The 6,897-nt window shown below is 60.4% G+C and carries 5 protein-coding genes; 2 read left to right on the top strand and 3 right to left on the bottom strand.

Annotated features, from left to right (window positions below; all coding sequences use genetic code 11):
- Positions 1-324: 324 nt before the first annotated feature.
- Positions 325-924, top strand: a complete 600-nt coding sequence (locus VGI36_09875; GenBank protein ID HEY2485446.1) for a hypothetical protein — start codon at positions 325-327, stop codon at positions 922-924.
- Between the two features lie 1,003 nt (positions 925-1,927).
- On the opposite strand, the gene VGI36_09870 is transcribed toward VGI36_09875, so the two are convergent.
- A complete protein-coding gene (locus VGI36_09870) occupies positions 1,928-2,590 on the bottom strand; it encodes a malonate decarboxylase subunit alpha (GenBank protein ID HEY2485445.1) in 663 nt (220 codons plus the stop codon).
- A gap of 797 nt (positions 2,591-3,387) precedes the next feature.
- On the opposite strand from VGI36_09870, the gene VGI36_09865 reads away from it, so the two are divergent.
- On the top strand, positions 3,388-3,915 hold the full coding sequence (locus tag VGI36_09865) for a GNAT family N-acetyltransferase (protein HEY2485444.1): 528 nt from the start codon (positions 3,388-3,390) through the stop codon (positions 3,913-3,915).
- Between the two features lie 102 nt (positions 3,916-4,017).
- Here the strand turns inward: VGI36_09865 and VGI36_09860 are convergent, their stop codons facing one another.
- Both VGI36_09860 and VGI36_09855 read right to left on the bottom strand, forming a co-directional pair.
- Positions 4,018-4,413, bottom strand: coding sequence for a VOC family protein (locus VGI36_09860; GenBank protein HEY2485443.1), 396 nt, complete (start codon positions 4,411-4,413; stop codon positions 4,018-4,020).
- A gap of 363 nt (positions 4,414-4,776) precedes the next feature.
- Positions 4,777-5,505 carry a 5-formyltetrahydrofolate cyclo-ligase gene (locus tag VGI36_09855; GenBank protein HEY2485442.1) on the bottom strand — a complete coding sequence of 243 codons (729 nt, stop codon included), beginning with the start codon at positions 5,503-5,505 and terminating at the stop codon, positions 4,777-4,779.
- Positions 5,506-6,897: the final 1,392 nt, after the last annotated feature.

Below are 6,897 nucleotides of genomic sequence, written 5' to 3'. Positions count from 1 at the left end.
CTCCTTTCCGCATTAGGTCACCGTCGGCCTGGCCGATCGCTCGCCTTTGTTGGCATCAGCTCCGCCGCTCGTGGAAGCGGCGACGCATCACCCGATCACGTATTTCCCGTCTCTGCGGAAGACCTGGTTGCCCTTGGTGAGAATCCTGCAGGGTCGGCAACCTGTCGAGCTCACCGCTACGCGTCTTACAGAGCTCGATTTCTGCCGCTCGACTGGACCGAGCAGCACCAATTGCTCGCAAGCTAGTCGCAAACCCGGAGATCTCCCCCAAGCCGCGGCCTCACCGCGGCCTGCGCGTTGTTGCAAACGCTCCGAGCTTTCCCGATGGTGGGACTGGATCACGGAATGCCCAGTGACCAGCTTCGGAAAATGCTCGGCCGGGCGGCCCATCTCGCAGCGGCGCTCAGTGGCTCACCGGCGGAACGAGCAAAGCTCGTGCGAGAGGTCGTCGAGAAAGTCATCGTCGACGACAAGACGCTGATCATCAAGCTGCGGCCCGGCCTGTTGTTGGGCGGGGACGTCCGATCATCCGCGTCGGGGGACGGGAGCGACAACGCCCTCGAGCTAACGGCGGCAGTCGCCTTCAAGCGGCGTGGTGTCGAAACCAAGCTGGTGCTCCCTGGACTGGTGCAGCAGAACCACAGCTCGAGGTGTGATCCGGCGCTGATCAAGGCGATTGCGCGCGGACGCGCGTGGTTTGAGGAGCTCGCCACCGGCCGCGCTCGATCGCTCGAGGAGTTGGCCGAGCGTGACGGCATTACTCGGCGCTACATTCGCCGCCTCGTTGGCCTCGCCTTTTTGAGCCCGCAGCTGGTCGAGGCGATCCTGCTGGGTCGGCAACCTGTGGACCTCACCGCGACGCGGCTGACAGAAGTCGATCTGCCGCTGAACTGGACCGAACAGCACAAACTGCTCGCAAGCTAATCGCAAGGAGATCTGCCCCAGGCAGCGGCCTCACCGCGGCCTGCGCGGTGTTGCAAACGCTCCGGGCTTTCCGTTATCTGCCCGCGGCCATGAACATGAACCTTTAGAGTGGGATGTACGGGCCGGGCCCGGCGTTTCGAGAACGGAAGGCGACATCGCTTCGGGTACGTCCATCTAAAAATCCTCGCGCGCGCGACGCACCCGGCGCTTTAAGGATGGCCGCTGCCATACCGCCAGGCCAGCTCTGGTTTGTCTTCATATCAACATTCCTCCGATATGGCGCCGCTGTTATTCGCCCCCGGCCGGTCGCCGCGCTTTGCGCAGCTCTCCAGTGAACCCTCCAGCGCCGGAGTTCGCTCCAGAGACCAGGACTCGGTGCTGGAGGAGGCAGTCATGAGCGAACTCGTCTCTGTTTGGAAATTCCCTGCTAGAAGCGAATTTGCAGGGAATTTCGCTCGATTCGGCTACTCCGTGGCACTTCAGTTGCCAGAAAAGGTGAGCGATCGCAGATGCTTACGGGGCCAATTCCCTAAACATCCGAGCAAGGAATTTTTACGACTTAGCAGGGAATTTAATCGGGCTATCAGGGAATGTTGCAGCGGGATCAGGGATCTGCTCTCTCGGTCAATAATCTGCGTGTTTTAAGACTGTTTTTGTTTCATTTGATAAAATAACGTGGCTTATTTTGAGCAAGGCAGCTGTCCCACTCTCGCCACAAATATTGGATATAAGCTCCGAGAGCGAATAAAGGTCGCTGCGAACCGGGAATGGCCTGGGTAGGCTGGAGCTCGGCGGCCGCTCAATCGCGAGTTCTCGGGCGCAAACCGACGGGGCAGCGACACCCCTTGAACCCTGGCCAGGCACGGGTAAGGTTTCAGCGTCCTTGGTGGACTCGCTCGATCTCAGCTTGTCGCGTGGGCGCTCGCGCGGAACGGAATAGAGCAGAATTCTATAGCGTCCCGATTCGATGATGATTCACATGCTTGGCAAATCCATCTCAACCTCATCCAAAATATCTATGCTGGGATGGCTTTGTGACGGTGAACTGACGTTGGTCGGGACGCCAAATGGGGAACATAGCAGGCACGATATGAAGATCGTGGATTCGTGACGGGTCGACGCCTGCCAGGATCTCGGCGAGGAAGTCAGCTTGCTTCTGGTTGTCGCCTTCGAGGCAGACCCGGTCGCCCGGGCGGATGACCGCTTCGAGAAGCGCCTTCGCGCTTTCCGGCGGCACCACCTTACCCGTGCCGTAGCGCGAACCTGCTTCCAAGCGCGCGTTTCCGGCCTGCTTCGCCCGGGCCGGCGGAAGGCCGCTTTCCTGCGCCAGCGGGCCGTGGACGAATGCGACGAGCCGCAGGCGGCGCGCCTGCGCCGCCACCACCTTTCCGAGATTGGCAAGGGCGAGGCCGTCGACAACTGTCTCCGTGCCGTCGGCCACGCCGGCGAGCACCACCGCGTTTGCCTTTCGACGCCCTCCGGTCAGCTCGATGACCTGAACGACCCGGCCCCGCGCGCGCAAACCCTCGACAATGTGACGGTCGAACAGATATCCGCCGGTAAATTGATCGAGCCGGCCGGGAACGACGAAGACGAGCTCCCGACGAAGCGGAGTTTCGTCCGCCACGTCAGGCGCTCGCGAAGCAAACGCTGGGAGCTTGGTCATCCGAGCGGCGCGAACGTCCGCAGTAGGGGTGTCGGTCATTCCATCAAGGACTCGGCCTGTGAGCGAACTTGCCAATGAGCTCAGCGCCTCGATCGACTGGGGATCGACCGCCAGCGCCTTCCCGGTTCGCTCGTGACTCCCCGCTGGATTTTTCCGACCAGGGAGATAACACCACGTTTGCCGGAGTTTCGAAAAAATCGACCGATCGATGCCGATAGTCGCCGAAACCGGGCAAATCGCGAGTCGTCGAAATTCCTCTTTGAAATCAAGAGCGCGAATTTCTGCGGATCGGGGATACGGTTCTTTGGGATGCGAGGAAAAAATTTGCAACGAAAAATCAGCGCATTACCATGATATAAAATCTCGAGCGGGCGTGAGGGGTAGTACTGTAGCGTAAGCAGGATAGAGCCGCGTACCAAAGGCGATATCGTCCTGCTGATAGTAGTCGATAGTCGTCGTATGATCGCGACCGATGCTGCTCCACCCCACTTGGCGCCATGCTGAGTTCTCGTGATTAAACCGCGGTTATCTTAGCCAGCGGAGCACGACAACTTCGCCGCGTCCTTGGCAAAGCCGAGTGCGGCAAGCTTCAACCCCTCCACCGTGGTGAGCTAGAGGCCTTCAATACGACTTATCAGCTGCTCGATCGCGCTGCGCGCGGTTCTTCGCTATCGTCTCGTCCTTAGCGCCTGCGGTACCCGGCTCGTTTCCTTCGGCAAGCGACACCCCGCAGCTACGATACTCCTATGCCGAGGATTCGGTGGCCGGCGAGAACCGCGACCGAGAGAGTGAGAATAATGTTCCCGTATCGCTTCCGCTCATTCACCGATACCGATCTGCCAACCGTGAAACGTTGGCTGACGACACCTGAAGTCGTGCGTTGGTGGGGTGATCCTGCCGAGCAACTCGCGCTCCTAGAGGAGGATCTTGAAGAGCCCTTGATGCGACAGTGGATCGTCGAGCATCACGAGCGTCCGTTCGCCTATGTGCAGGCATACGAGGCGCACGCTTGGCCACAGTTTCATCTTCAGCATCTTCCCGCCGGCGCTCAGGTCATCGACGCATTTATCGGAGAACTGGACATGCTTGGACGTGGGCACGGAAGCGCGTTCTTGCGCGTGCTCGCGGGCATGTTGATCCGAGAGGGCGCTCCTCTCGTTGCGATCGACCCCGATGTCGAAAATCTCCGGGCGCGGCGCGCCTTCGCGCGCGCGGGATTCGCGGAGGACACTGTCGTGCAAGTGGAACAGGGACCGATAGCGCTCATGGTGTTCGGCGGAGACGCGCGACACACCGCCGATTCGGAAGCCTACGACCGCGGCTGATCCGCACCCACTCCCTGCGCCGTCAGAACGCTTTTTTGGGCAATGATAGAGGTCAAAAGGTCGATGAGATGCTTCACGAGGTCCTGAGAAAGGTCTTTGTGCTCACTTGGCTTGTTCAGCACTCCCCTCTTCTTCAGGGAGACTCTCGGCGAAAATAAAGATGTTTCGAAAGGAATCACAGATGTGAAATTGTTTGAAGCCCCAGGGCTGCGCCTTGACCTTAGACGAAGTAATCACATTGGCTGCTAGATACTCCTGGTACAATGCCTCGATATTACTCACTCTGATCCAGAACGCCCCGTGACGAGTGGGAGGCTCATTAGAGGGGTGGAGATGGAGCTGCACTCCATCTCGTTCAACGATCATAAATCCTTCCTCCTGATGTGTGCAGGCAAAGCCGATTCGCTCATAAAAGGCCAGGGTTTGCTTCGCATTTCCCACGGCGATGCGAGGAGCGATTGCATGAAGGATTGGCTTACACGCTGGTGTGGCTGCCATGCGGTGCTGTTCCTTTCTTACCTACAAAAAACGCCTCTCTTCACTTGACGCCCTTGCTGAGCTTGCGTGCTCAAGGGAGTGTCATCTTAGCCCGCGCAGCATGATAACCTCGCCAGGTCCTTGGCAAAGCCGAGCGCTGCGGAATGGCCGCCTTACAACCCCAGTCGGTTGGTGAGCCGGCAACTGCTCGGCTGACCCGCGCCGAGGATCGATCGGCCCAACTCGGACGCGGCCCTGAAAACCTTAGTAATCGTGCTGCGGCGAAGTATCGGTTCCTAAACGGCTCAGCCGCATCTGCCGTTTGTCCAGACCGCTCGAGCCGAGTTACGAAATCTCGGTCCTCCATCAACGTTATGAGGCGCTTTAGGCGTTCGATGTTGTCATTCTCTTGAGTTCGGCCAGGATTGGCATTTCCTCTAGGTCCTCGGGGCTGAGGCGCGTCCAGTCGATGCCGGTCGGTGCAGCGCTGGGACGCTTGATGCGGATCGCGTGGGTTGGCGTCGCGATCACACTGAGCGGCTGATCGGTCGGGTCGCGGGGCACGGAGGTGACGACCTGCAGATCGTGCACGGTCGTGGCGACAGGCACCGGCGGGTGACCGAGCTCGCGCAGTATGGCGAATTCGAGATCGCTGTAGCCCTCGCCCTTGCCACATCGCCGCCCATCGCGCGTGACCGCGACGGAGCCGCAGACGATGGCGTCGAGCGATGGCATGTCCGCGAGGGCAACCTCCTCTGACCAACGGTCGCCGCGCGACAAGCTTGCGGCCTCGTCGATCTTATCGGGCGGAATACGGCGCGGATCGAGCTTCTTGAAGCCGCCGCGCAATCTAGGCGTCGGTACGAAGATGGTGATGCCGCGGCGCAGCGCCTCGGCTCGCAGCGGGCGTTGCGGTGAATCCGGATTGACCTTGATGGCTGTGGCGCTCTTCCACGGCTCGATGTTAAAGAGCCGAGCAGCCGCGACCTCGGCGCCCGCGAAATTCGGGATACGGCCGTGCGGCGGAAACGGAAAACGGGCCACGCCCTCAGCGACAAGCCTGTCCCAAACCCACCGCCGCGCGGCGCCCTTGTCGGCGAAGTCCCGGGCCATGACCGAAAGTGGAGCAGCGCGCCTTGGTGACAGTCAAGGACGCAATCTGCTTGATGAAAAACCTCGGGAGAGATCCTCGCCTCGCAGACGTCTCACTCGTGGATCGAGAAGCGCGGGCTCGACGCGCAGGCAGAGCCGCCCCCGACCGCAATCCAAATAGCGCTGCGGCGGAGGAGCGTCCAGTTTGGCCGCATCCATACTATCGAGCACCGCCCGAGCCGATCGGCGTTGACAGGCGATGTTCGGGGCGGTCCCAATGGCATGCGGGCGCCCTTTCCATGTCGCCAGGTCCGAATAGCCGATACCTTGCCGGCCTGCTGTCGCTGGATGGCCTGATCCACGACTTCGCCTTCTCAGCTTGACCGGCGACCGCCGCGCCACGGGCATTCTCCCGCGCCACGTCAGCCGCTTCCTTCCCGTGAACTTCGATCATGTTACGAGCGAGATTATGGTCGCCGGACAATCGGTCATTATTAGCACCCCCCTGGTTGGGAGGGATGCAAGCCGGAGCCTAGTAATCCGTGCCTCCCGGCGGCATGCCAGGTGCGCTCTTGGGCTCCGGCCGGTCGCCGACCATCGCCTCGCTGGTGATCAACAGCCCTGCAACCGAGGCGGCATCCTGAATCCGCCTTCCTCCAGCGGCGAGTCCAGTGCGAACCTGACTTCCTGAGGCGGGTACCGTCATGGTTGGGAATTTTGGCTTTCGGCCCCAGTGGCCGCTGGGTGAGCGGCGAGCTGTCGGCGCAGGGCACGCAATTCGTCAAACCGTGTGGTGGTGTCACGCATAATTGCGGCGATGCCGATCATCTGGTCGGAATCACTGGTGAAGGGCACGATAGTGAACTCGACAGAGATCCGTGCGCCATCCTTCCGAACAGCCGGGACCGACAGGACTTGGCCGTCTCCATAGCGCGACTCGCCGGTGCGCCGCCGCTCCGAGAGATAGCAAAGCTCCGGTGTTCTTGTCCGAACCTTCTGCAACAAAGCTAAGCCAAAAACTCCTGCAGCAACGCATTGGCACGACGCGTAGATGACGGTGATCTGCTATTGCTCGGCTCTGTGGAGGCGGCATTTGCTGCGATAGCTCCGACCAGCTTTGCGCGCCTGTTGCAGAGCTGGCCCCGGGCGACTTGCTTATGAGCATTTTCGAGCTGCGCGAGACGGTATTCCGCTTCCTGGATACATTTATCAACGATGGCGACGGTCGAAGCGCCGTCAAAGGGCGTTTCGCGGATCAGTGATTCTGGGTACTACCGAAAGCTGTGCCGGATGAATGCGCGCAGCCCCATCTTTCGGGTTTTCAGCTCATTTGTCGGGCAAATCAGCAATGAACCGATGGATCTTGCCGCCGGGCGCTACGATCTATGCTAACGGTGATGTATCATTCCGACG

This window comes from Candidatus Binataceae bacterium (assembly GCA_036495685.1).
In the GTDB taxonomy this organism is placed as follows: domain Bacteria; phylum Desulfobacterota; class Binatia; order Binatales; family Binataceae; genus JAFAHS01.
The sequence above is the reverse complement of the archived record's forward strand: the minus strand, read 5'-3'. Positions and strand labels throughout refer to the sequence as shown.

What these genes read in the sequence shown, in the direction of transcription:
- VGI36_09875 (HEY2485446.1), top strand. Translation starts at nt 325, where the DNA reads ATGGTGGGACTGGATCACGGAATGCCCAGTGACCAGCTTCGGAAAATG.
- VGI36_09870 (HEY2485445.1), bottom strand. Translation starts at nt 2,590, where the DNA reads ATGACCAAGCTCCCAGCGTTTGCTTCGCGAGCGCCTGACGTGGCGGAC.
- VGI36_09865 (HEY2485444.1), top strand. Translation starts at nt 3,388, where the DNA reads ATGTTCCCGTATCGCTTCCGCTCATTCACCGATACCGATCTGCCAACC.
- VGI36_09860 (HEY2485443.1), bottom strand. Translation starts at nt 4,413, where the DNA reads ATGGCAGCCACACCAGCGTGTAAGCCAATCCTTCATGCAATCGCTCCT.
- VGI36_09855 (HEY2485442.1), bottom strand. Translation starts at nt 5,505, where the DNA reads ATGGCCCGGGACTTCGCCGACAAGGGCGCCGCGCGGCGGTGGGTTTGG.